Annotated in this window: 16 protein-coding genes and 1 pseudogene; 13 read left to right on the top strand and 4 right to left on the bottom strand. The window is 65.1% G+C overall.

Annotation, left to right across the window (positions count from 1 at the left end):
* Positions 1–9 precede the first annotated feature (9 nt).
* Genes ACIBK2_RS23740 through ACIBK2_RS23725 form a run of 4 tightly spaced genes read left to right on the top strand, consistent with a single transcriptional unit; the run spans position 10 to position 9,278 of the window.
* A complete protein-coding gene (locus tag ACIBK2_RS23740) occupies positions 10–5,592 on the top strand; it encodes a hypothetical protein (protein WP_396969851.1) in 5,583 nt (1,860 codons plus the stop codon).
* Positions 5,585–8,143: a hypothetical protein gene (locus ACIBK2_RS23735; protein WP_396969849.1), complete on the top strand. Its 2,559-nt coding sequence runs from the start codon at positions 5,585–5,587 to the stop codon at positions 8,141–8,143. Before ACIBK2_RS23740 ends, ACIBK2_RS23735 begins: the two co-directional genes overlap by 8 nt.
* A gap of 20 nt (positions 8,144–8,163) precedes the next feature.
* Positions 8,164–8,949, top strand: a complete 786-nt coding sequence (locus tag ACIBK2_RS23730; RefSeq protein WP_396969847.1) for an ESX secretion-associated protein EspG — start codon at positions 8,164–8,166, stop codon at positions 8,947–8,949.
* A gap of 26 nt (positions 8,950–8,975) precedes the next feature.
* Positions 8,976–9,278, top strand: a complete 303-nt coding sequence (locus tag ACIBK2_RS23725) for a hypothetical protein (RefSeq protein WP_396969845.1) — start codon at positions 8,976–8,978, stop codon at positions 9,276–9,278.
* A 21-nt stretch (positions 9,279–9,299) separates the two neighbouring features.
* Here the strand turns inward: ACIBK2_RS23725 and ACIBK2_RS23720 are convergent, their stop codons facing one another.
* On the bottom strand, positions 9,300–9,473 hold the full coding sequence (locus ACIBK2_RS23720; RefSeq protein ID WP_396969843.1) for a hypothetical protein: 174 nt from the start codon (positions 9,471–9,473) through the stop codon (positions 9,300–9,302).
* A gap of 307 nt (positions 9,474–9,780) precedes the next feature.
* Between ACIBK2_RS23720 and ACIBK2_RS23715 the strand changes: the two genes are divergently transcribed.
* The 8 genes and pseudogenes from ACIBK2_RS23715 to ACIBK2_RS23680 all read left to right on the top strand — a co-directional run bounded on the left by ACIBK2_RS23715 (position 9,781) and on the right by ACIBK2_RS23680 (position 16,848).
* Positions 9,781–10,602, top strand: a complete 822-nt coding sequence (locus ACIBK2_RS23715; protein ID WP_396969841.1) for an endo alpha-1,4 polygalactosaminidase — start codon at positions 9,781–9,783, stop codon at positions 10,600–10,602.
* Positions 10,599–11,897 carry an extracellular solute-binding protein gene (locus ACIBK2_RS23710; RefSeq protein WP_396969839.1) on the top strand — a complete coding sequence of 433 codons (1,299 nt, stop codon included), beginning with the start codon at positions 10,599–10,601 and terminating at the stop codon, positions 11,895–11,897. Before ACIBK2_RS23715 ends, ACIBK2_RS23710 begins: the two co-directional genes overlap by 4 nt.
* A 122-nt stretch (positions 11,898–12,019) precedes the next feature.
* A complete protein-coding gene (locus ACIBK2_RS23705) occupies positions 12,020–12,832 on the top strand; it encodes a carbohydrate ABC transporter permease (protein ID WP_396969837.1) in 813 nt (270 codons plus the stop codon).
* A complete protein-coding gene (locus ACIBK2_RS23700) occupies positions 12,829–13,701 on the top strand; it encodes a carbohydrate ABC transporter permease (protein WP_396969835.1) in 873 nt (290 codons plus the stop codon). The genes ACIBK2_RS23705 and ACIBK2_RS23700 overlap by 4 nt, the downstream gene beginning before the upstream one ends.
* A pseudogene (locus ACIBK2_RS23695) lies at positions 13,698–14,120 on the top strand (carbohydrate kinase family protein); the annotation flags it as partial. The gene ACIBK2_RS23700 and the pseudogene ACIBK2_RS23695, both read left to right, overlap by 4 nt.
* A 19-nt stretch (positions 14,121–14,139) precedes the next feature.
* Positions 14,140–14,637: a carbohydrate kinase family protein gene (locus tag ACIBK2_RS23690; protein WP_396969956.1), complete on the top strand. Its 498-nt coding sequence runs from the start codon at positions 14,140–14,142 to the stop codon at positions 14,635–14,637.
* A complete protein-coding gene (locus ACIBK2_RS23685) occupies positions 14,630–15,931 on the top strand; it encodes an alpha-glucosidase/alpha-galactosidase (RefSeq protein WP_396969833.1) in 1,302 nt (433 codons plus the stop codon). Before ACIBK2_RS23690 ends, ACIBK2_RS23685 begins: the two co-directional genes overlap by 8 nt.
* Positions 15,928–16,848, top strand: coding sequence for an endo alpha-1,4 polygalactosaminidase (locus tag ACIBK2_RS23680; protein ID WP_396969832.1), 921 nt, complete (start codon positions 15,928–15,930; stop codon positions 16,846–16,848). The genes ACIBK2_RS23685 and ACIBK2_RS23680 overlap by 4 nt, the downstream gene beginning before the upstream one ends.
* 36 nt (positions 16,849–16,884) lie before the next feature.
* On the opposite strand, the gene ACIBK2_RS23675 is transcribed toward ACIBK2_RS23680, so the two are convergent.
* Together ACIBK2_RS23675 and ACIBK2_RS23670 are read right to left on the bottom strand one after the other, a co-directional pair.
* Positions 16,885–17,904: a GlxA family transcriptional regulator gene (locus ACIBK2_RS23675; RefSeq protein WP_396969830.1), complete on the bottom strand. Its 1,020-nt coding sequence runs from the start codon at positions 17,902–17,904 to the stop codon at positions 16,885–16,887.
* A 111-nt stretch (positions 17,905–18,015) separates the two neighbouring features.
* Positions 18,016–19,212, bottom strand: a complete 1,197-nt coding sequence (locus ACIBK2_RS23670; protein ID WP_396969828.1) for an FAD-dependent oxidoreductase — start codon at positions 19,210–19,212, stop codon at positions 18,016–18,018.
* A gap of 133 nt (positions 19,213–19,345) precedes the next feature.
* Between ACIBK2_RS23670 and ACIBK2_RS23665 the strand changes: the two genes are divergently transcribed.
* Entirely contained in the window at positions 19,346–20,257 is a 912-nt protein-coding gene (locus tag ACIBK2_RS23665) for a LysR family transcriptional regulator (RefSeq protein ID WP_396969826.1), read from the top strand.
* Between the two features lie 150 nt (positions 20,258–20,407).
* On the opposite strand, the gene ACIBK2_RS23660 is transcribed toward ACIBK2_RS23665, so the two are convergent.
* Positions 20,408–21,427, bottom strand: a complete 1,020-nt coding sequence (locus ACIBK2_RS23660) for a GlxA family transcriptional regulator (protein WP_396969824.1) — start codon at positions 21,425–21,427, stop codon at positions 20,408–20,410.
* Positions 21,428–21,474 lie beyond the last annotated feature (47 nt).

The following is a 21,474-nucleotide window of genomic DNA, read 5'->3' as shown; positions in this document are numbered from 1 at the left end:
CGCTGCGGGATGAGTCTGTATCTGCCGCCGGAACTGAGCTGGCTGGGATGGATCGCGGGCGGTGCGTGGCCCGAGGGTGACGAGGACAAGGTCTGGGCGGTTTCGGATGCTTACAAGCACGCCGGTGCGGCGCTGCGGAAACTGACTCCGGAAATCGCGGACGTGAAACGCGTCTCGGTCTCCGCATATCCCGAGGGCGCCGGCGGGGACAAGATCGGCACGATGTTCGATCAGCTGCTGACCGGTGGCCAGTCGATGGATTCGCTGGCGCATTTCATGGACCAGATGTTCGACGCGACCGAGGATTTCGGCACTTCGGTTCAGGCCGCGAAACTGATGACCATTGTTTCGCTGGCGGCGCTGGCCATCGAAATCGCCTGGGCGTGGGCATTCCCGCCGACCGCGCCGGCCCAGCAGGCGGCCGAGGAAGCGGCCACCCAAATCGTGGTGCGCCGCCTGGAATTGCAGATCCAGGAACGAATCGTGGCCAAGGTGCTGTCGGTTTTCGGGGAGAAGTTCGCCAACCTCAGCAAGGGGTGGGTGATGAAGATCCTGGAGGGAGCGCTCATCTCCGGTGGGCTGGACGCGGTGGTCCAGGTCAGCCAGATGGGACCCGGTGGGCATCGGAAGAATTTCAACTGGAAGGAATTCGGTACCTCGGTGGCCGCGGGCGGCCTCGGCGCACCGTTCGGCGGGGCCGCCGGCAACTGGATCAACAAGTACACGACGAAATTCTTCGGCAACAAGCTGGCGAATCCGTGGGTCCGGTTCGGGAACGGCGCGATCGTCGGTATGGGTTCCAGCCCGGTGTTCGGCCTCTTCGGTGGGATCGGCGCAGGCGTTGTCAGCGGTGACTGGTCCGAGACCCTCGGCAACCCGCACGCCTGGGTCGGCGGTCTGGCACACGGTGGGCTCGTGGGCGGGGCCAAGGGCTACTTCGGCCACAACAAGTTCGGTAACAAGAGCTTCGAAGTCGAGTGGAAGCTGTCCGGGGATGCGTCGGTGCGCAATCCGGGGCGGGACGGGTTCTCCTTCGATCCGGGCGGGGCCGAATCCCACGGTTCCCGGAACGGATTCGACGGCAAAGGATTCGGTGGCGAGCATGCCACAAGTCAGGATCGGCCGGTCGGATCGAACGGATCGAACGGATCGCGGGGCGGTGATCGGGACGTCTTCGATGGTTCCCATTCGTCCGGCGACAGGTCGGGATCGTCCGAGGGCGGGCAGAGTCCGCGGGCCACGCACCCGGCCTCGTCTAACGGGGGCCGTACTCCGGAAGAGCCGGTGACGCAAGGTAACTCGCGGTTCGGCCACGGTAGTGCGGGCGGCTCGGATTCGGGCAATCCGAATACGAGACCGCAGGTGTCTCCGGCTACGGAGCATAGCCGCACCGGCAATGGGTCGGACGCCTCGTCCAATTCCGGTCGGTACGAACCGGTCTCGAATAGTGGCTCGCACTCGTCGAACGCGTCGTCGAACGGCAGTTCGGGTTCGTCGAACGGTTCGGCGGCTGCGGGCGGCCGCACCGAGTCCCCGGCGTCCGCGAGTCATTCCGGCAACAACGGAAGTTCGTCCGGCGCGAACCCATCGTCCTCGCCGAAAGCGCCGTCCTCGAACCTGTCCGAGAACGGACGCGGCTCGTCGGTGACCGGTGGGGGGAGCGACCGGCCTGCGGGCGGTCCGCCCGGCACACGCCCGTTCCCCGGGAGCGACGGTTCGGTGTCGCAACCGCCCAAGAGCGGCCTCGAGTCGCCGTCGCGTCAGGTACCCGACTCGAATATCGTTGCGGGACAATCGCAGCGTCCATCGACGCCAGTGTCGGCCACGGGGTCTGCTGGTTCGCAGCTGCCGCCGGGTCGTTCGGGGTCGGTGTCGTCGCTGAGTTCGAGCGAATCGCCGCCGCCGAGTCGTTCGGGGTCGGTGTCGTCGTTGGGTTCGAATGACTCGCAGCCACTGCCGAGTCGCCCGGTGTCGCCGTTGGGTTCGAACGACTCGCAGCCGCCGCCGGGTCGTTCGGGGCCGGGGTCGTCGAGTTCGAGCGAACTGGAGTCGCCGCAGCGTCGCCCGGTGCGGCTGACCCCCGATGGGCCGCCGCAGGTTTCGCGGCCCTCCGGGTCGGGTGCTGGTTCCGGGGATCAGCCGCCGCCACGGCACACGCCGGTACCGGATTCGGGTGGTAGCTCGCCGGCGCGGCAGCGGCCACCGGAGTCCGATGCGGTACCGCCACGGGGATCGGTTGCGCCGGACCGGCCTTCAGGTCCGGACGGGAAGCGTGGGCACGACGGCGCCGAACCTGGTGTCCAGACGTTCGGGGGTGATCAGGAGCATCCCAATTGGTCGCGCAGTGAGTCCGGCGATGTGGTGGTCACCTCGCCCGACGGCACCCAGCACCGGGTGGACGAGCACGGGAACATTTTCTTCGGGCGCCCCGAGGATTCGGCATGGGTCAAGGTCGGTCCGGATCGCTCGGTCGAATTCGTGCCCAAGAGTGGCAATGAACCTGGTGCAGCACCGAATTCGCGGGCCGACGCGCCGAGTAGACCGGGCCGGGACGGAGAGTTCGGCTTCGGCCGTAATGACGGCACCGAGCACACGGTGCTCGACGATGGATCCGTACGGACGAAGTCCCCGGACGGGTCGACGACGATCGTCAAGGGCAGCGGCGCAGCGGAACTCCGTTCGCCGTGGAACGACCGCACGGTATTCGAGCCGGATGGAACGGCCACCCACACCCGGTTCGAGGACTCGGCCACGATCACCACACACGACGACACCGAGCACATCGTTACGATCGGCCGTGAACGGGATGCGGACGGCAACCTGGTCGTCACCTCTCCGGACGGCACCAGACACGTCGTCGGCGGCGACCGGACCATCCTGGTGGGGCGTCCCGATGATCCGCAGTTGATGAAGATCGATGCCGATCACGCGATCGTGTTCGTCGGACCGGACGGCAGCGGCCCGGCGGCGACCCCCGGCAAGGGCACCGGGGTGCAGTCGCCGACGTTCACCCGGCCCGACGGCGTCTCCCACGCGGTACTGGGCGACGGTTCGGTGCGGACGAAGTCTCGCGACGATTGGACCCTAACCGTAAGACCGGACGGGGCAACGGAATTCGCCTCACCTACCCGCGACACGACCGTGCACAAGGCCGACCGCACGGTAATCGAGTCCGGGCCGGGTAAACCCACCGTGATCACCGGGCCCGACCAGACCAGGCAGACCGTCGAGCCCAACCGCGCGGTCACCGTCGAACATCCCGACAGCACCAAGCATGTGGTGTTCGATGCCGCGGATCTGCGGGGTGGCGGGCGGACCGAGCATCCCGACCATACGGTGATCCACCATGACCTGAGCGACGGTCCGCGCAAACCCGGTGTCGTCCAGATGGATCGGCCGGACGGGATCGGCTTCGAGTCCTCGCCCAAAGGCATCAAGGTGTTCGAGGACGGCACCACCTACGAGCGGGGCTCGGGTCAGTCGGTACGGGTGACCGCGCCCAACGGGCACACCGAATCGCGGCCGATGAACGAGCCGATCGCGTTGTCCAACGGCGCGCAACTGGAGACGACGCCGAAGGGGTTCCGGGTCGTGCACGGCGACGAGTCGGTGTCGGAGATCGGTCCGCACGGTGCGCGTTTCACCGACGGCGATGGGGTGGTGCGTGGGACCCGCACGGACGGTACGGCTTTCGTCGGGAACCTCGAGGGCGGGCCAGTGCGGGAGGTTCGCGGTGACGGGGCCGTTCGGGTTACCGCGGAGGATGAGACGGCCTGGGGCAGCAGGGGAGACGGCACCACGTGGAAGGTCGACGAGAACAACAAGGTACACATCTCCGCGCCGGATGGGACGGTCGCGCCGCCGGTCGACCCGAGAAGTCCCTACGTCGCCGGCGACCAGCTGACCGCCAAGATCAAGCCGCATCTGCCGAAGCGAGACGATGGACCCCTCGGTGGGTATCAGGCGCCGATCGCGCCGATTGCCGACGACTGGATTCCGCCAGGGTATGACGTCCAGAATGCGTCGAAACGAATTGCGCCGGAGGGGTATTGGGATCCCAGGTACGGCTCGGGGTCTCCGCATGCGGATTACTGGCCGCCGCCGGATCATCATGATTTCTACGACGAGGGACCACCGAATCCCGGTCCGGACGACGATGATCGGAGTTCCGGCGGCTGGCACGTCGGCGGTCCTGGTCACGGTGGCAACTCCAACAGTTCCGGCGCTGGCGGCCGCCCTGGCGATTCCGGTGAGGGTGACAACTCCGGCGGTCCGGGCAGTGGCCAACGGTTCGGCGATCGCGGCCTCGGTAGCAACCCCAATGGATCGGGTGGCACCGGTGAGAGCGGCGGCCATGCCGGCGGGCACGACTCCCCGGGCAATGATCGGCAGCAGCCGCCGCCCGCACACCGGCCGCCACCACCCCGACCGGATCCAGCGATGCTGGCGCGGATGCTCCAGAATCTGCATGCCGCGGAGAATCTGGAACCTCCGCCGTACGCGGATGATTCGTTCCGGTCACCGGGTGAGGGCGGTGCGGGCGAGCGACACGAGGGCGAGCCGTCGCCGGACTTCTGGAACCTGGGCGGTGGCCTGCCGACACCGCTCGGCGGACCGGGATCGGTTGGGGCGAACCCGCCGGGCGGCCCGAACGACACCGGAGGATCGGACCTGGACGCCCGGCGCGGGGATCGCTTGGGACGGGCGGGGCAGAACAGCCTCGATCAACCCACCGCTCTCAATATTCGAGATCTGCTGAAACCGCCGCGATCTCCGCTTGCGCCGAGTGACCTGGGTTCGCCGGATCGGCCGGGGGCAGCGGAGGACTCGGCTGCTTCAGGCGCATCGCGGGACTCGGACGGCCATCGGCCGCCAGTCCGGCCTGGGGTCTCGAATACCGCTGGTGACGAGAACGATTCGAGCTCGCTCACGGATCCGTCGGGCGCCAAGAACCACTCGGGTGCGCCGGGTTCCGAGCGCACGCCGGACGGTACTGGTGTCGGGAGCGATTCGGGCGTGCACGGTTCCGCAGACGCGTCGGACGGTACTGGTGTCGGGGGCGATTCGGATGCGCCGGGCTCCGAGCACGCCCCCGATGGGACCGGCGCTGGGAGCGATTCAGGTGTCGCGGGTTCCGGCGACCAGCAGAGCGCACCGGGATCCGGAAGCCATCCGGCGGACCCGCTGCATGCGGGAACCCCTGGGCAGCAAGAGAATTCCGGACCAAATGCGCACGCGTCTCCGTCCACGCCGGGAAGAGCACCCACTATGCCGGACGGGCACGCGCCCGCCGCGCCGCCCACTGCCCCCGCAGCCGCGCCGCCGGGAGCAGCGCAACCGGGAGCAGCGCCCGGCAATACTGCCGGGCCGCCGAAGAAACAGTCGCCTCGGAATCGCAAGAAGGACGACAAGCCGCGGAAGAAGCCTCGATCGGTGCTGATGCCCTCGCCGGACGAGGAGTCCGAGCAGCGCGCCGGAACGAGCGACTCGACCGATGTCGGATTCCTTCTGGGGGCTTCGATATCCGCAACCGAACCGGTCGTTGAGAAGCGGCCCACCACGAAGACCATGAGGAGTAACGCAGATGGCTGACGATCCCCCGAAGATCGACGACACGACCAAGGCGACGTACGACGACTGGGAAAAGAACCGCTCCAACGCGGACCACGGCAGGTTGGGGATCGACGGGCTGAAGTTCGATATCAAGGCGACGGTCGAATGCGTATCGCGGTGCCACGACATGATCGAAAACCTGACGTGGTACCAGGACTTCATCAAAGAAAATCATATGAACGACATGGAAGTATGGTCCAATGAGAACGGCGGTATGGCGCTGACTCGCCGGTTCAATACCAAGGGCAATGACATCATCGCGACTATGGATACGATGAAGCGGATCCTCGAGGACATGGGCGATACGTTCCGTAGCGCCGGCGGCGGCTATCTCCGGACCGATAAGAAGAATTCCGACGATCTCGCCAAGCTCAACCAGGTCGGCGATCTGCAGGCCGCGCTGACGAACAAGACGCCGCCGAAGGGCGATCCAGCGAAGATTACGACGATGTCGTCACTCTCCGACAAGCCCAACCCGTTGAAGCCCGCGGCCGGGGCGGGCAACGAAAAGGGGATTGACGTCGAGAATGCCGACCTGTGGACGTACGACAAATACTATTATTTCGGTGAATCCCTGAAAAAACATGATCAGCTGGCATACGATGTCGGCACCCGGTACACGTGGATGAGCGGAAACCTCTCGCGTGATCTCGCGGACCTGAACGCGGCACTGAAGCGGGTGAACTCCGAGATGTGGACCGGTGAAGGCGCGGACCAGGCCGTCAAGGCTATCGGGCGATTCACCGACAATTCGGACTCCTTCGCCAAAGCGCTGCAGAACCTGGGGAGCGATCTCCTCTACTGCGCCCAGTGGTTGAACTACATGCGTCAGGACATACCGTCGCTTCCTTGGGACAACGACCGGTCCGAATATTGCTACAAGATGAAGAAACTAGGCGATTGGCGTGAGCGGTACAAGAGCGCGTATATGCCCGGTATCGAGAACGCAGTCAAGGCCATGCCCATGGTGGCCGTCACCGGTGCCGCGCCGACCCCGCCGCCGGGTGGCAACAACAACGGCGGGAACAACAACGGCGGGAACAACAACAGCGGGAACAACAACAGCGGGAACAACAACAGCGGGAACAATAACAGCGGCAGCAATAACAGCGGCAGCAACAACGGTGGGAACAACAACGTCGACAAGAACAGCCCTGAATACAAGGCCGGATATCAGGACGGCTTAAACCAGGGCAAGAAGGACGCTGGTGGCGGTAACAACGCTGGCGGTAACAACGCTGGCGGCAACAACGCTGGCGGTAACAACGCTGGCGGTAACAACGGCGGTGGCAGTAACAGCGGTAATGGCAACATCGACAAGAACAGCCCCAATTACAAGGGAGGATTTCAGGACGGCTACAACCAGGGTAAGTCCGGGGGCTCCGGCGACGGCTCGAACAATGGCGGTTCCCAGGGGGGCGACGGTTCGAAGGGTACCGGTGGCTCGAATCCGCCCAACTCCCCCAAAGTCAATTCCCCGGGTGGCGGAGACCAGGGCGGTGGGGACAACAGCGGTGGCGGCAACAATGGCGGCGACGGCTCCAACAACTCCAACTATCCGCAGACCAATCCGGCGAGCTATCAGCCGCTCAACCCCACGCCCCTGCCCGGCAACAAACCGGGGCAGCAGACGCCGCCGAAATCGCCCCAGGATTTGATCAACAAGCTGATGCACGGCGAGAATCCGTTCAAGGATCTGAGTCCGGACGCACTGCAGAAGATCGGTAAGGATCTGCTCGGTGGCCTGAACCCGGATCTGTTGAAGAACATGAGCCCGGAGGCGTTGCAGAAGCTGGGCTCGGATCTGTTGCAGCACATGAGTCCCGAGGATCTGAAGAAGTTCGGTAACGACCTCCTCGGCGGTCTCGGCCCGGATGGACTGAAGGGGTTGGATCCGGACACGCTGAGCAAGCTGGATCCGGAGATGCTGCGCAAGCTGAGCCCGGAGACGTTGAGCAATCTGGGGCAAACGCTGGCCCAGACTCCGGGCGGCACCGACCTTGTGAAGACGTTGGTCGACGGTTTCAAGGGGGTGACCTCGGCGCTCACCGATGTGGTGAAGACCGGCACCCAGGTACTCGCCGGTCTGGCGCCCAATGGCATGGTCGGTATTCCGGGACTGGGGGATCTGCAGAGTCTCGATATCCCCGGTTTCGACAGCAGTGCGATTCCGAAAGATATCGCGGCTGCCCTCGGTGGCCCTGGCCCTGGCCCTGGGCATGCCGGAATTCCTGGGGATGGCGGTGGTGCACCGCATACGCCGCTCAGCGCCCATGCCAACGTGGGGTCGAAGTTGTTCCCGCGGGCGTCGGCGCCGGGCGGGTTCGACAATGCACAGATTCAGGCCATGCAGGCGGGAGGTACCGGTCCCGCCGGTTCGGGAATGCCGATGGGCCCTGGGCCCGGCCCCGGAGCACAGGGTGGTGCCGGCAATGAGTACAAGCGACCCAAGTATCTGGATGCGGCAGTCTATCTGGATGGTCTGCTCGGTGAGGGCCTCGAGCAGTCGAAACCGGTGATCGAGCCGTGACGCACCAGTGGAAATTCACGGTGCTCGAATTTGTCGTGCTGTGTGAGCGGCATCGTCAAGGCCTGCTGCCCAAACCGTTTTGGCTCGAGAGCGACGAGGTGGTCTTCGCAGACGAGTTGGAGCGCCGCAAACGTGCGGCGTGGGAGGATCTGCGCCAGCGGCTGGACGGCTGGTTCGACGGCGCGATCGAGGTGCTGCGCGCCCCCGAGCTGTATGTGGAGGTGTCGAGTTGGGACGAACGAAATATGCGCAACTCGGCGCGGGCGCTGCGCGTATATGCCGCTCGCGCAGGCGCTATCGCGTTCGTCTTCGAGCAGGCGCCCGGGCCGCTCACCTACGACACCGTCGCGTTCACGGTGACCGAGTGTGATCCACGCAGGCTGGCCGTCGCCGTGGAGGAGTTGCTGCCACGGGTGGAGGCCGGTCGTCTGCCGGGTATTCCGATCGTCACCGACTCCGCCGAGGATGTCGCACCGAGTTGGGGCGGCAGCTATATCCGTGACGATCGGGAAGACAAGTTGGTCTATCGGACACAGCAGTTCTTTCAGCGTCCTGCCGATTGCACGGGCTCGATCGTGGTTGCGCAGGGGCGGTCGAAGTACGGGCCGCGCGGGATTCGGAAGACGACGATGATGTGGCGTGATGTGATTGATGACGGCCGGTATGTGATGTCGCTGGACGAGCCGCCGTTCGCGGTGGGCACGAATCGCCGGATGCTGGTCGAGCGGATTCAGCAGGATATCGACATTTTGATGCAGCGTCTGGAAACCCATTGGGAACCAGGGCGTCCCGAAGACCGGTATTGAATTCAGAGCAGAACTAGGAGACCGTCATGGTGGGAAACAACAGGGTCCGCGTAGATACCAGTCGATTGCGGCAGGCCGCGGGCGGGATGGACGAGCTCGGTGACAAGGCGAAGGACATCGTCACCACGCTGAAGAACGCGATCCAGGCGCAGGGTAATCCGTGGGGCCATGACGACTATGGCGACAAGTTCGTCAAGGGCGACAAGGGTTATGCGAAGTCCGAAGAGAACCTGCTCGCTGGCGGCGACAACATGGTCGATTCGGCGGGCAGGTTCAGCAAGGGCATGAGTGACGCCGCGGCCAAAATGGACGACATGGACGCCCGGTGATAACCGTGCGGACCCAACGGTTCACGGTCGTACGTGCATCGTCCACGCGAGCCGGGTGAGCCAGGCTCGCCATTCGAGGTCTCCGGCGTTGGCTCGCAGCAGGATTCGCTCGACGACGATCTCGCTGAGGAGATCGACGAGCTCGTCGCGGTTCTTGACCCACCGGTAGAGCGCGCTGTGGCCGACGCCGACCATCTGCGACTGCTGCGTGCGCTGGTCTCTGCCGCGCGGCTGGCCTGATCGACACCGAGGACGGTGTGCTGTCCTGATCGTGCACGGTGGTTGGTTGATTGGATTCGATCAATTTTCGAATGTGATTCTGTAGCTTCTTGACGCACGCGGAAATCTTTGTTTGACTCCAGGGGCGTCGAGCGGTATTCGACGCCCGAGGTGCGCCCAGCCGGTAATAGGTGAACAACCTGAGCCCGGCCCCAGTCGCCAGGACGGATTCTGATTCCGTCCGAGGCGGGGTCGCCACCCGCAGTAGTCAATGGGAATCAAGATGAGCATCAATCGTGTTCGAGTGTCCGCCGCAATGGCCTTGGTTGTGGCTTGCGTATCGGTCAACCTCCTCGCTTCGGCCGGGCCGGCATCGGCTGCGCCGCCCGTGCAACTTCCGACGCCGCATGCTGAATTCGATTATCAAATCGGCGCGCCGTACACCCCGCCTCCCGGCGTCAGCGTGATTTCGCGTGACTACACCAAGGATCCGGCGCCCGGCGTTTACAACATCTGCTATGTGAACGCATTCCAAACCCAAGAAGGCGCCCAGGGGCAGTGGGATCCAGATCTCCTGCTGCGCAACGAGGACGGTGAGGTTGTCGAGGATGAGGGATGGCCGGGTGAGGCGATCCTGGATGTGCGCGAGGACGGCAAGCGTAAGCGCATCGCCGCGAAGGTCAACGGCTGGATCGACATCTGCGCCGCCAAGGGTTTCCAGGGTGTCGAACCCGATAACTACGACAGCTACGAACGGTCGCAAGGCCTGTTCTCCGCGAACGAGGCGCAGCTGTTCATTCAGCTGCTGTCGGCGCACGCACACGATAAGGGTCTGGCGATCGCACAGAAGAACACCTCCGATCTCCTCGGCGCCGCCCGAAAGAACGGCCTCGACTTCGCCGTCGCCGAAGAATGTGGGCAGTTCGGTGAATGCGACAAATATGCGGCGGCTTTCAACGATCATGTGGTCGTCATCGAATACTCCGCCAAAGGTCTGACGGATGCGTGTGCGGATTTCAAGGACCGGCTTAGTATCGTGCGGCGCGACAAGAAGGTGACCGCGCCCAATAGTGGCCAATATGTCCGCGAAACCTGCCGTAAGTGAATTCAGTGACCACGCTGACTCGTCGCACTGCACTTCGCGGCGGCGCCGCGCTGGCGCTGGGCATGGTGTCGGTGGCGTGTAGTGGCGGATCCAAAGGCGGTGTCGGGCCGGACGGTCGGGTGACAATCCAGCTCTGGCACGGGCAGAACGAACGAAACCGGGTGGTGGTCGAAGAACTGGTCGCTGATTTCGAACGGGCATATCCGAACATCCGGATCGACCTGGGCGGCGGCGGCGTGGTCGCCGACGAAATGCTGCAAAAGGTGCTGGCGGCCTTGGCTTCCGGAGCCTTCCCGGACATCGCTTACATCTTCGGTTCGGACCTGGCCAGCATCGCCCGCAGCCCGAACGTCGTCGACCTCACCGACGCATTGCCTGGATGGAACGACCTCTGGCAGCCGGTGCAGACCGCGCTGACCCTCAACGGCCGGGTGCGTGCCGCTCCCGCTTTGACGGACTCCCTCGCGGTGGTCTGCAACAACGCGGTATTCGCCAACGCTGGTGTCGCACTGCCGGTCCCGGGGTGGTCGTGGAAAGACTTCACCGACACCGCCCGCAAGCTGACCGATGCCGACCGCGGCACCTTCGGGACCGGCTGGCCCGGCGTCGGCGACGAGGACACTACATGGCGGCTCTGGCCGATGGTGTGGGATCTGGGTGGCGACGTGATCGCTGCCGACGGTAAGACCGTCGGGTTCGCCGACGTCGGCGAGCGCGCGCTACAGGTGGTTGCCGATCTCGCCCGGGACAAGAGCGCCTATATCGACGCCAAACCGGGTACCGACCAGATGTATCAGGTGTTCAAGTCCGGGCTGATGGGCATGGTGATCACCGGACAGTGGCAGCTGGCCGAGGTCATCGAGGCGAAGGTGGACTACACCGTCGTGCCGATGCCCAGCTTCAGCGGTAAACCGATAACGATTTCGGGTCCGGACACCTGGACACTGTTCGACAACGGCACGGCCCGGGTCGACGCCGCACGGACATTCGTCAATTGGCTCAACGATCCTCAGCAGGACGTGCGCTGGGATATCGGGGCAGGCAGCCTGCCGCTCAGTCGGCCGGCGCAGGCGCTGCCCGAATGGCAGCACCAGGTCGAAGACATCAAGGGCCTCGAGGTGTTCACCCGCGCCTTGGCGTATGCGCGAGCCCGTCCGGTGCATCCGGCCTATCCACAGATCTCTCAGGCCTTGGGCCAGGCGATTGTGTCTGTTCTGTACGGCCGACGTAGTCCAGCGGAGGCGTTGCGGCGTTGTCGTCGCGAGGCCGATGCCGCTTTGCACATTCCCCGTTGAGGAGTCCCGTGTCTCCCGTTCCTATTACTTTGACACCGCGGCCGCGGGATATGCGCCGACGTCGGCGCGAGTCGAGGACCGCGTGGCTGTTCATCTCACCGTCTGTTCTGATCATCCTCGGCTTGAGCTTGATTCCGGTGATCTGGTCGCTGTTGTTGTCGTTCCAAGCCAACGACTTGGTTACACCGAGTCGCTGGGTCGGGATGGACAATTACAGCGCTTTGTTCCAGGATCCGAATTTCGGTCAGGCTGTGCGGAATACGCTGATATATACGGTGTTGTTCGTGCCGTTGAGCATCGCCCTCGGGCTGGCGCTCGCGCTGGCGCTCAATCGACGCCTACGGTTCGTAAGCCTGTATCGGACGCTGTTCTTCGTGCCGTTCGTCGTGTCGGCGACCGCTCAGGGCGTGTTGTTCTCCTTCATGCTCGACCCGCAGGTCGGTATGGTGAATTCGTTGCTGCACCGCGTGGGGCTGTCTCCGCAGGGATTCCTCACCGACCCCGCACAGGCACTGTTCGTCCTGATCGCGATCACCTTGTGGAGCGGGTCCGGGTTTTGCGTCGTGGTGTATCTGGCCGCGCTGCAGGATGTGCCGCAGACCTTGCTCGAGGCCGCGCGTCTCGATGGCGCCGGTCGCTGGAACCTGCTGCGGCACATCGTGTTTCCCACGGTAATGCCGGTGACGATGTTCCTCCTGGTGTGGCAGACGATCACCGCATTACAGGTGTTCGACCTGGTGTACGTATCGACCAAAGGCGGCCCGCTCGGCTCGACGACCTTGATCGTCTTCTTCATCTGGCAGCAGGCTTTCCGTAACTTCACGGCGGGCTACGGTGCCGCGGCGGCCTATGTTCTCGCGGTTGTCCTGCTGGGACTAGGCCTGGCACGGCGGCTCATGGCGCGTCGCCGCTCTCCGGAAGGGAATGTGCGGTGATCGCCCACGCGCACAGTCGTATTCGACTTTCGTCCAACGGTGCTGTTCGTCGGCTCCGGCTGCCGTTCAGTGCGTGGCACTTGCTGCTGGCTCCGTTAGCCTTGCTCTTCGCGGTGCCGCTGATCTGGTTGACGCTCAGCTCGGTGATGACCGACGCGGAGATCAACAAGTTCCCGCCCACACTGTGGCCCTCCGGCGTTCATCTCGACGGCTACCGGTTCGTGTTGTCGAACGCCAAGTTCCCCACCTGGTTCGTCAACTCGTTGATCGTCTCAGGTACCGCGGTCGTGTCGAATCTCGCCTTCGGAACGCTGGGCGGATACGCGTTCGCTCGGATGCGGTTCCTCGGGTCACGAACGATGCTGGTGCTGATGCTGGCGACGCTGATCGTACCGTTCCAGCTCACGATGATTCCGACCTTCATCGTGATGAAATGGCTCGGCCTCATCGACACCCTCGGCGCGCTGATCGTGCCGGCCTTGGTCACGCCGTTCGCGGTGTTCTTGATGCGGCAGTTCTTCCTGTCGCTGCCGCGCGAGCTGGAAGAGGCAGCGTGGATCGATGGCTGCTCGACGTTGCGCGTGTTGTGGCAAATCGTGCTGCCCCTCTCGCGCCCGGCGCTGAGCACCGTCGCCGTGCTGACTTTCCTGACCACGTGGAACGACCTGACCTGGCCATTGATCGCCCTCAACCACGACAGCACCTACACCCTGCAGCTTGGCATGACGACCTTCCACGGACAGCATCAGACGCACTGGTCTGCGGTGATGGCGGGCAACGTGATCACCGTGGCGCCCGTGCTGCTGGCGTTCCTCGGTGCACAGAAGGCGTTCATCCAATCCGTAGCCGGTAGTGGGCTGAAAGGATGACCATGATCGACCTGCTGGTCATCGGGGATGCCAACCCCGACGTGATCATCGGACCGCTGGCCGGACCGCTGGAATTCGGTCAGCGAGAACAGCTTGCATCCTCCGGGGTGTTCACCCTGGGCGGCTCCGGGGCGATCATGGCCTGCGGTGCCGCTCGCCTCGGACTGACCGTCGCTTTCGCCGGCCGCGTAGGGGCCGACGAGAGCGGGCGATTCGTGCGAGATTCCCTCGATGCGCACGGAGTAGACACCTCGGGCCTGATCACCGACCCCGAGCTGGCCACTCCGCTCACGGTGGTGCTCACCCGGGACGACGACCGGGCGATCGTCACCGCGCCAGGAACGCTGTCGGCGACCACCACGGCCGATGTGCCGCGCGCGCTGCTGCGGAGCTGCCGGCACGTCCATGCCGCGTCGTACTTCCTGATGCCCGCACTGGCTGCCCCAGCTTCCGGCGCTGTTCGCCGAAGTCCGATCGCTGGGACACACCACGTCCCTCGACACCAACGACGACCCGGCCGGGCGGTGGCAGGTGCCGGGAATGTACGCCGAGGTCGATTTTCTTTTGCCCAATGCCGCCGAAGCTATGCGGTTGGCCGGCGCGGACACCGTCGAAGCTGCGGCTGTCGCGCTTGCCGGGCACGGCCCGACCGTGGTGGTGAAGGATGGTGCCGCCGGAGCGCTGTCCTACGACGGCCGGAATCTGTTGCGAACCAAAGGATTACCTGTAATAGCAGTGGACAGTGTCGGCGCCGGCGACAGCTTCGACGCGGGCTTCGTCGCCGCAACCCTCGCAGGCAGCACGGCACAGCGGGCGCTCGAGATCGCGGCGATCTGCGGGGCACTGTCCACGCGCGGCATCGGCGGCACGACCGCCCAACCGACCTGGGACGAAGCGATGGCGACGTGCCACGGAATGGAAAGAACCCATGACTAAGATCGCATTCGTCGGCGCGGGCAGCGTCGAGTTCACTCAGGGATTGCTAGCGGATCTGCTGGCATTTCCCGAACTACAGCAAGCGCATATCGCGTTGCACGACATCGACCAGGAACGCCTCGAAACTGCCGAGGCGGCCGCCAAATTCATCGCCGAGGCCTGCGACGCCGCCCCGAACATTACCGCGCATATCAACCGGCGTACTGCGCTGGAAGGCGCCGATTTCGTCATCAACACCGTCCAGATCGGCATGGGCGCGGCCACCGAAATCGACTTCGACATCCCGGCCCGCTACGGCGTGCGCCAGACGATCGGCGACACCCTCGGGATCGGCGGTATCTTCCGCGGCCTGCGCACGTTTCCTTTCCTGCAGGCGCTCGGCGCGGACATCGCGCAAGTGTGCCCGGAAGCGTGGTTGCTGAACTACACCAACCCGATGGTGATGAACGTGCAGTATCTGCGCGAGGTCACCGGCCTGACCCGCGTGGTCGGGGTGTGCCACTCGGTGTACTGGACCATGCGGGGACTCGCGGAGCTGGTCGATGTGCCGTTCGAGGAGGTTTCTTACCGCGCGGCCGGGGTGAATCATCAGGCTTGGGTGCTGGAATTCACCCATGCGGGCGAGGACCTGTACGGCCGCCTCGACGCGTTGATCGCGCATGATCCAGAACTGCGTCGCCGCGTGCGCGTCGACATGTACCGGCGGCTTGGTTACTACCCGACCGAGACCAGCGAGCACTCGGCTGAATATGTGCCCTGGTACCTGCACCATCGCAGTGAGGTCGAGGAGCTGCGGATACCTGTCGGTGACTACCTCGGCATCGTGGCCGACAACGTCGCGGTATACGAACGCACCCGGCGTCTGCTGGCCGAAGGTAAACCGCTGGAGGTGAAGAGCACGATGGAATACGCGCCCCAGATCATTCACAGCATCGTCAGCGACACACCTCGAACCGTGTACGGCAATGTCCCGAACAGCGGCCTGATCACCAACCTGCCCGACGGCATCGTCGAAGTTCCCTGCGTCGTCGACGGGTCCGGCGTTCACCCCCAGCCGATCGGTTCACTTCCGCCGCAATTGGCGGCCTTGAACCGGGCCTATCTGAGCATGACGGGACTGGTCGTATCCGCCGCGGTCGACAACGAACCTCGCCACATCCGGCACGCGGCGATGATGGATCCAGCCACTGCGGCGACGTTGACGGTGGAGCAGATCTGGGCCCTGTGCGATGAGATGGTCCAGGCTCACTCCGGTCTGCTGCAACCCGCGTTGCGCGCAACATTGGTGCCATGAACTCGGACTATTCCGCAGACTGTGGCGGCACATCGTTCCTCCGTCGGTGCGTTGTGCCGCTCGCCGCGTCGGCCGCCGTGGCCTCGCTGCTCACCACCGCTTGTTCGGGCGGCGGACCCGAGGATGTGCCACCCTCGTCGACCTCGGTCGGGGTGTCCGACGAGGCGCCTGCGACGCCTGCCGAGGGGGCGCCCACGGTGGCGGTGCCTCCCGTGCGAGCGGGCTTCGACTACCAGCTCAACACCCCGTACCCCCCGCCGGCCGGGGTGTCCGTCGTCGCCCGTGACCACACCGCGCCGCCCGCCCCGGGAATCTACAACATCTGCTATCTCAACGCCTTCCAGGCCCAGCCTGGCGCGGAACACGAATGGGACGCTGATCTGCTGCTGCGCGACCGAACGGGGGCGGTGGTCATGGACAAGGAATGGGGGGAGGCGATGCTGGACGTCCACACCGACGCCAAGCGCCGGCGGATTGCGCAAAAGGTCACCACCTGGATCGACAACTGCGCGGCCAAGGGCTACAAAGCCATCGATCCGGACAACTACGACAGCTACACCCGCGTGCCCGAGGGCCTGCTGACCGCGGATGACGCGAAGGCGTTCCTCGCCCTGCTCGCCGTCCGCGCGCATGAAAGGGGCCTGGCCATTGGCCAGAAGAACGCCCCGCAGCTGGCTGCTGCGCGCAAAGAGGTCGGCGTCGACTTTGCCGTCGTCGAGGAATGCGGCCAGTACAACGAATGTGGAGACTATGTCGCCGCCTTCGATAGCCACATGATCGTGATCGAGTACACCGCCCAGGGGATGGAAAGGGCCTGCCGGGGCTGGGCCGACAAAGTAAGCATCGTCCGTCGGGATCGGAACCTCGTGCCCCGCGGCGATCGGGGCTATTTCCGCGAAACCTGCGGCACACCGTGATACGGCCCATCAGCTATCGGCCACGGATGTGGAACTTCAAGCCACCACGCGTTCCGTCGCGGGCCGCTTACCCCGCGCTGCGCCGAATTGGCTGCGGTACTCGCCCGGGGTCAGCTCGACAAGTCTGGTGAAGTGGTAGCGCAAGGCCGATTCGGAGCCGAAACCGCTGGCTTCGGCGATGCGTTGCACGGTCCAGGTGGTGCGTTGCAGCAACTCTTGGGCCCGTCGTAGCCGGACTCGGTGCAGCCATTCGATCGGGGGGATACCCAGCGCGTCGCGGCAGTGCCGGGCGAAGGTGCGCACGCTCATCCCGGCGTGCTGGGCGAGCATGGTCACGGTGAGTGCCTCGGCGAGATGGTCTTCGGCCCAATACAACGTGTCGACCAGGGATCGGGTCTGTTCGGGAACGGCCCAGCCCGCGCGTTGGGCTTGGTCACCGTCGCGTCGGATCGGTGCGACCAGGAACCGGGCGACCTCGGTCGCGAGCGCCGAGCCGTGATCACGGTCGATCAGATGCAGGAGCAGGTCCATTGCCGCGGTGCCGCCACCGGAGGTGAAGATTTCACCGTCGGCGACGAACAGGCGCTCGGGATGGACGTGAATCTTCGGATGGTCAGCGGCGAGCTGCTCTGCCCAGTGCCAATGGGTGGTCGCTTGACGACCATCGAGGAGCCCGGTCGCGGCCACGAGGAAACTGCCCAGACAGAGCCCGACGATGCGGGCACCGTTGGCTCGCGCACGCAGCATGGCCGCGGCGACCTCCGGCGGCGGGTCGTAAATCCTTGGGGCGGCGGGCACGACGATGGTGTGTGCCGACTCGGCCCATGCCAGCGACCGGTCCGGGAGCAGCGCATAGCTGGTGGCGCCCCCGGTCCGGGTGTGGGTCGGCCTGTCCGGTCCGGCCACAGCGACCTCGTAGAGTTCGGTGCCCGCGAGATCGTTCGCCGTGGCGAAGACCCGCACCGCCAACGCCACCTCGAACGTCCCGACACCATCGAAACTCAGGACCGCGACCCGGTGCGCGGTGGTGTCCGGTGGCAGAACAACCTCACACATGAGTGCACTCCTTTGGATCGGAACCAGGACGCGGTCCTGCACCGCGCATGCTCAAAACCAGTCAGACGAACTTGCACAGCGGTGCCAGGCCCGGGTACGTCCGCGCCACCATCAGTAGGCCGGAACCTCGATCGCATCGGCGATGCGCGCTTTGTCGCCGGCGGCCTTGTGGGCCATCGCCTTTCGGATTACGGAGACGTTGGACAGGCGGATCTGTTGCCGTTGCAGCCAGAACTTGGCGGGGCTGATGTAGAGATTGCCGCCGGCGCGGGCGCGGGTCTGGCAGGCGGCGACGAAGGGGCGCATGCGCTGTTCGTATCGGGTGAAGGCGTTGGAGTAATCGCCTTGTGCCGCTTGGAGTTCGCCGGCGAGCACGTATGCGCCGACGATGGCCATCGAGGTGCCCAAGCCGGAGGCCGGGGACGCGCAATGACTTGCGTCGCCGACCAGGGCGACCCGGCCGCGGTGCCAGCGGTCCATGTACACCTGTCGCAGATCGTCGAAGTAGAAATCCGATGTGCCGGTGATCTCGTCGAGCAGCCGGGGTGTCTGCCAGCCGTCGCCGGCGAAATCCTGTCGGAGCAGCTGCCGCAGGTCGCTGTCGTCACTGTGGTCGATGTCGAGGCCGGGGGCGTTCTTGGTGAACATCACTCGCGTCGCCGAGCGGCCGGAGAAGTAGCACAGGCGGCGATCCGGTCCGCCGGAGTAGAACGTCTCCCAGCGGTCGTAGCCGAGGAAGTTCGGGATCGCGCCGATGGCGATGTACCTGCCGAGGCGGTGGATGCGATAGCTGTCGGGGTCGAAGGCGAGTCGGCGTGTGGTGGAACGCAATCCGTCGGCGCCGAGCACCAGGTCGAATTCTCGGACGGTACCGCTGCCGAAGGTCACCGAGACGCCGGAGCCGGTGTCGACCAGGTCGACCAGACGGTCACCGAAGATGTACTCGGCACCGTGACGACTCTCGGCCAGCAAGATATTCACCAGATCGGAGCGCATCAGCTCGATATCGTCTGCGCCCATGGGTCCCCCGGTCAGGGTGAACGCGGTGGTCCGCGCCAGTGCCTTGCCGGTCGCGTCGACGAAATCCATTCCCTGGATATCGGTTTCGGCGGCGCGGACCTGTTCGAGCAGGCCCATCTGCGTCACCACGTGTAAGGCTTTGCCGTGCAGGTCGATCGCCTGACCGCCGGTGCGTATCGTGTCGGCGCGCTCGATGACCGTCGGCGAAAACCCGCGCCGGGCAAGCCAATACGCCAGGGTGGTGCCGGCGATACCGGCACCGACGATGAGGACTCGGGAGTTGTGCATGCAGACCTCGCTCGATCGAAGGACACGGAGTTGGTTTCGGCGCCACATCCCAGGCTAGGCAGACGACATAGCGCCATCAATATCTGTGGGACATTAGGAACAGATACCTTCCATCTGCTGAGGAGATGACCGCGTGGAGCTTCGACAGCTTCGCCATTTCGTGGCGCTCGCCGAACTGCGGAGCTTCACCGCCGCGGCCGAACGCGAACACATCGTGCAGTCCGGGCTGTCGAACTCGATACGGGCGCTCGAGCGCGAACTCGATGCCGAGCTCTACGCCCGCGGCACCCGGCCCGTGCGACTCACACCGGCGGGCGCGGCCCTGATAGAACCGGCCCGCCGGACACTGCTGGCGGCCCAGAGCGCGGGCGAAGCCGTGCACGACATTCAGAACGTGCTCACCGGTCGGCTCCGCATCGGCGTCGTCGGCTCGGCTCTGCACGTCGTTCGCGTCGCCGACCAGGTGGCCGAATTCGCGGCACAGCACCCCGCCGTCGACATCCACCTGACGCAGGCCCCGGTGCTGGACATGCTGCGCATGATCGGCGCGGGCGAACTGGACTGCGCCTTCGTCACCGCGGTGCCCACCGCCACTCCACACGTGCGGCTCACCACTCTGGCCACCGAAGCACTGGTACTGCTGATCCGCGATGACCACCGCCTCGCCGACACCGGCGTTGTCTACCTCACCGATCTCGCCGACGAGCGTTTCGTGGACGTCGGCGTCGACTGGTCAGTGCGCGTCACTATCGACGCCGCCCTCACCGCGGCCGGAGTTGTCCGCCAGTCGCACTGCGAGGTCAACACCTGGGAACTTTTCCTCGAACTGGTCCTGGCCGGAGCCGGAATAGGTTTCGTCCCAGCGGGCTTGGCGCAACAGGCGGCCGCGCGCACACCCCGTCTCCGAATCACGACCATCGAAGACCCGGGACTTCAGCGGCACATCCAATTCGCCGCACCCAACCCCAGCGACCGCACCCCAGCAACCCGGCACTTCATCGACCAGCTACGCCGCGACCACCCGGGGATATCGGACTTGATGTGAAAGTTACATTTTCCCGTTTGAGGTCGGCGGAAAGGCAGACAGGGATGGCCTGTCGGCGAAACCCTGAAAGGCCCGCGCGCACGAAAGGGGCCTGGCCATCGGCCAGAGAACGCCCCGCAGCTGGCTGCTATCGGCCACAGCTGTGGAACTTCAAGCCACCACACGTTCGGTCACGGGCCGCTTGCCCCGTGCCGCGCCGAATTGGCTGCGGTACTCGCCTGGGGTCAGCTCGACAAGTCTGGTGAAGTGGTAGCGCAAGGCCGATTCGGAGCCGAAACCGCTGGCTTCGGCGATGCGTTGCACGGTCCAGGTGGTGCGTTGCAGCAACTCTTGGGCCCGTCGTAGCCGGACTCGGTGCAGCCATTCGATCGGGGGGATACCCAGTGCGTCGCGGCAGTGCCGGGCGAAGGTGCGCACGCTCATCCCGGCGTGCTGGGCGAGCATGGCGACGGTCAAGGTCTCGGCGAGGTGGTCTTCGGCCCAGTACAAGGTGTCGGCCAGCGAGCTGGTCTGCGCGGGAACGGCCCAGCCAGGGCGTTGGGCTTGGTCCCCGTCGCGTCGGATCGGTGCGACCAGGAACCGGGCGACCTCGGTCGCGAGCGCCGAGCCGTGATCACGGTCGATCAGATGCAGCAGCAGGTCCATCGCCGCGGTACCGCCACCGGAGGTGAAAATCCCGCCGTCGGCGACGAACAGGCGCTCGGGGTGGACGTGAATCTTCGGATGGTCAGCGGCGAGTCGCTCTGCCCAATGCCAGTGGGTCGTGGCTTGATGGCCGTCGAGCAAACCGGTTGCGGCTACGAGGAAACTGCCCAGGCACAGCCCGACGATCCGAGCGCCGTTGGCTCGCGCGCGCAGCATGGCCGCGGCGACTTCCGGCGGTGGGGCGTAGACCCTTGGGGCAGCGGGCACGACGATGGTGTGTGCCGACTCGGCCCATGCCAGCGACCGGTCCGGGAGCAGCGCATAGCTGGTGGCCCCCCCGGTCCGCGTGCGGGTCGGACCGGGCGGCCCGGCCACGGCGACCTCGTAGAGTTCGGTGCCGGCGAGATCGTTCGCGGTGGCGAAGAACTGCATCGCCACCGCCACCTCGAACATTCCGATGCCATCGAAGCTCAAGACCGCGACCCGATGCGCAGCCTTCGGTGACAGCACAACCTCTTCCCACATGAGTTCACACCTTTTGGATCTTGTGGAGTGGAGCTTCGACGACTTCG

It is taken from the genome of Nocardia sp. NPDC050175, assembly GCF_044459885.1.
In the GTDB taxonomy this organism is placed as follows: domain Bacteria; phylum Actinomycetota; class Actinomycetes; order Mycobacteriales; family Mycobacteriaceae; genus Nocardia.
This window is presented reverse-complemented; position numbering and strand designations above follow the sequence as displayed.

Coding starts and splice junctions, on each gene's coding strand:
- ACIBK2_RS23740 (WP_396969851.1), top strand. CDS start 10: ATGAGTCTGTATCTGCCGCCGGAACTGAGCTGGCTGGGATGGATCGCG.
- ACIBK2_RS23735 (WP_396969849.1), top strand. CDS start 5,585: ATGGCTGACGATCCCCCGAAGATCGACGACACGACCAAGGCGACGTAC.
- ACIBK2_RS23725 (WP_396969845.1), top strand. CDS start 8,976: ATGGTGGGAAACAACAGGGTCCGCGTAGATACCAGTCGATTGCGGCAG.
- ACIBK2_RS23720 (WP_396969843.1), bottom strand. CDS start 9,473: ATGGTCGGCGTCGGCCACAGCGCGCTCTACCGGTGGGTCAAGAACCGC.
- ACIBK2_RS23715 (WP_396969841.1), top strand. CDS start 9,781: ATGAGCATCAATCGTGTTCGAGTGTCCGCCGCAATGGCCTTGGTTGTG.
- ACIBK2_RS23685 (WP_396969833.1), top strand. CDS start 14,630: ATGACTAAGATCGCATTCGTCGGCGCGGGCAGCGTCGAGTTCACTCAG.
- ACIBK2_RS23680 (WP_396969832.1), top strand. CDS start 15,928: ATGAACTCGGACTATTCCGCAGACTGTGGCGGCACATCGTTCCTCCGT.
- ACIBK2_RS23675 (WP_396969830.1), bottom strand. CDS start 17,904: ATGTGTGAGGTTGTTCTGCCACCGGACACCACCGCGCACCGGGTCGCG.
- ACIBK2_RS23670 (WP_396969828.1), bottom strand. CDS start 19,212: ATGCACAACTCCCGAGTCCTCATCGTCGGTGCCGGTATCGCCGGCACC.
- ACIBK2_RS23660 (WP_396969824.1), bottom strand. CDS start 21,427: ATGTGGGAAGAGGTTGTGCTGTCACCGAAGGCTGCGCATCGGGTCGCG.